The sequence below is a fragment of the Buchnera aphidicola (Melaphis rhois) genome (assembly GCF_005080745.1).
Classification (GTDB): domain Bacteria; phylum Pseudomonadota; class Gammaproteobacteria; order Enterobacterales; family Enterobacteriaceae; genus Buchnera_B; species Buchnera_B aphidicola_AT.
In genome coordinates this window covers 593,406-596,205 of sequence record NZ_CP033004.1, presented here as the reverse complement: position 1 = coordinate 596,205, position 2,800 = coordinate 593,406, and the positions used below count along the sequence as shown (strand labels likewise).

The 2,800-nt window shown below is 21.5% G+C and carries 2 protein-coding genes; one reads left to right on the top strand and one right to left on the bottom strand.

Translation table 11 applies throughout. The features are described from left to right. The first annotated feature begins 810 nt into the window (after positions 1-810). Positions 811-1,995, top strand: a complete 1,185-nt coding sequence (locus D9V73_RS02775) for a hypothetical protein (protein WP_158336746.1) — start codon at positions 811-813, stop codon at positions 1,993-1,995. Positions 1,996-2,211: 216 nt separating this feature from the next. Here the strand turns inward: D9V73_RS02775 and coaD are convergent, their stop codons facing one another. Next, positions 2,212-2,706, bottom strand: a complete 495-nt coding sequence (gene coaD / locus D9V73_RS02770; RefSeq protein WP_158336745.1) for a pantetheine-phosphate adenylyltransferase — start codon at positions 2,704-2,706, stop codon at positions 2,212-2,214. Positions 2,707-2,800 lie beyond the last annotated feature (94 nt).

The window sequence follows — 2,800 nt, the reverse complement described above, 5'->3', positions numbered from 1 at the left end:
AAATATTAAATAAACATTAATGACGTGAGTATTTAACAAGTTACTTATTATATAATATTAGTCATAATTATTAAAAATTATATTCATAAAGTTTATAAATACATTATGAGTTATATATATTATAGTGTTTAATATTATACATTTTGATTTCATATCATATAATTTTATTTCTAAATAAGAATAAAAAATTAAATAATTTAATTGATGTTACTTCAAAAAATGATAATTTTTGTTTTTTATTACAGAAATATAATAATATTAAATAAATTTTTGCTAAATTTAATATTTAGTATTTACAAAATGTGTGTTAAGTATAAAGTATATAGTTATTCTGAGTAATGAATGATATTTAAAACTAGCAATATGAATTATAATGTTTACAAAATAAAAATTTTAATAAATTATTGTGTTTAATTTTTTTTCATAATTTTTAATTTATTTGTGTAGTTAATATTAACGTTATGATAATATTATTATAGAATGCGTTTAAGAGTTATAATAAAAATAATTTTTCAAATATTGTAAGTAATTATATTTTATAATATTAACAATACAAAATATTATTTGATAAATTAGTATAGATAAATCAACAAATAATATTTATCTAAATATAAATAATTTAGTAATAATTATTGACTAAGTTAATTTGATATTGTATTTGAAGTTAGTTTAGATAAATACTAATATTTTTAATACAGTTAATGATTTTATATATTTTTTTTAAATATTTTAATAAAACACTATACAAAACTTGACTAAAAAATTAAATTAAAGTACAAAGAACTAATAGAAAATAGAGGACGTAATATTATGTCATCAATGTCAGTTGTAGATAGCATACAACTTGTAGATGTGAATAAAAAAACACAACCTCAAGATAATTCAATAAACAAACACCAAGGTGATATTGATTTTTCTCCTGAATTAAATGAAGAAGTGAAATGGTCTGTTGTCCAGAATAGTCCGAATGTTATATACTCTGACCTTTCTGATAATCAAACTATACAGTCTCCAATTAATACTGGAACAATTGATAGTTCATCATTAACGGATGAAGATTCAAATAAAATAGAACAATTAAAAGGTTTTGCAGCATATTTCATCCCTATTTATACTTTTTTTAAAGATATAACACCAAAATTTACCGTTCCAGATGTATTAAAATTTGATTTTACCCCATTGACAAATTTTTTTGACGCATTATTAAGTTCAGTATCAGATACTTGTGTATCAATATATGATATTGGTAAAAATGTTATTAATACGTCTTTTGAATTTATTAAAGATATAGGTGGATCTGCATTTGATACTTCTATTGATTTTGGAAAAAGCGTAATATCTACTATTACTGGTTTTTATGATAGTCTTACTTCCAGTTCAGATGATAGTACTGAAATTAAATCAAATAATATAGTATCAGATAGTCCAAGTCCTGTTCAAACTAAAGAACAAATTGAAAATAAGGATTTAAAAAAACCTTATTGGTATACTCTAAATGGAATTGATGATAATAATTTTCAAATATCTCCTGGAAGAAAATTTCAAGGTCATTTTGACAAATTAAGAGGTACTACAAGATTAGATAATGACTTTCTTATTGAAGGTAAGAACTCTATATTACAAGTTAATGGACAGCAGATTTCTAAACATTCTCCGGAATCTATGTTGAATGATTTGAAACAAGTATTACCTAATTTAGAATCAAGACAGTTAGTTTCTTCATATTCAACTAATGATTTATTTTCTCAGCCTTATGTTAAATTACTAACTGCACATCCAGAATTAACTGATTTAACATTACAAGATGTAAAAGTTTCTTATGTAATAGATGAATTAAATGATGGTAGATTTCAACTTGTGGCTACTAGTAAATCAAACTTAAATTCGAATTATAAAGTTGGCGACAATACGTATGATTCATTTGGAGCGCAAGTATCGACAATTTTGTCTAAAGATAAAGAGCCGAACATAGAATATGCATATTTTTTTATGTAATATTGATGAATAACTTATTGAAATCAATTTATTAAAGTTAGTTAAGATATGTAAAATTATATTTTGATTTTATTAGTTGTTATAAAATAAACGTGGAGCATATACAGGTTGTTTTATTTATATGCTCCATATATATTTTTATATCTATTAGTATTATAAGAGAAATAATTATTAAAACTTCACGTTTATAAAATATTTTAAGATAAAGCAAGTTTTTTATATTGGAATATTCCTATATTTTTTCAGTAAAGCTAAATGTACTGATTTAGGAACATAACTTTTCACATTTCCTCCATATCTAACTATTTCTTTTACTAATGATGAAGAAATGTAAGAATATTTAGGAGATGGAAAAAATGAAATATTTTCTAATTTAGGATACATTTTTTTATTAATGTTAAACATATTTAATTCATATTCAAAATCTAAAGACGTTCGAATTCCTCTAATTATATAATTTATGTTTTCAGATTCAGCTATTTGAACTAATAATCTATTGAATGTAATAACTTTCTTAATAGTTTTAAATTTTTTAGTAGCTATTTTTGTTAATTTTATTCGTTCTTTTATGCTAAACAATGGTTTTTTTTTAGTATTTTCGAAGATCGCGATTACAATAAAATCAAATATTTTCGTTATCTTATTTATAATATCTAAGTGTCCTAATGTAATTGGATCAAATGTTCCAGGATAAATAACTTTTATTTTCATTGATGTAATATTTTCAAGTTAATTATTAATTATTAATTTTGAAAAGTTTATATAAATTTTTTTAGAACACATGACGATAAGTTATTTTATGTGA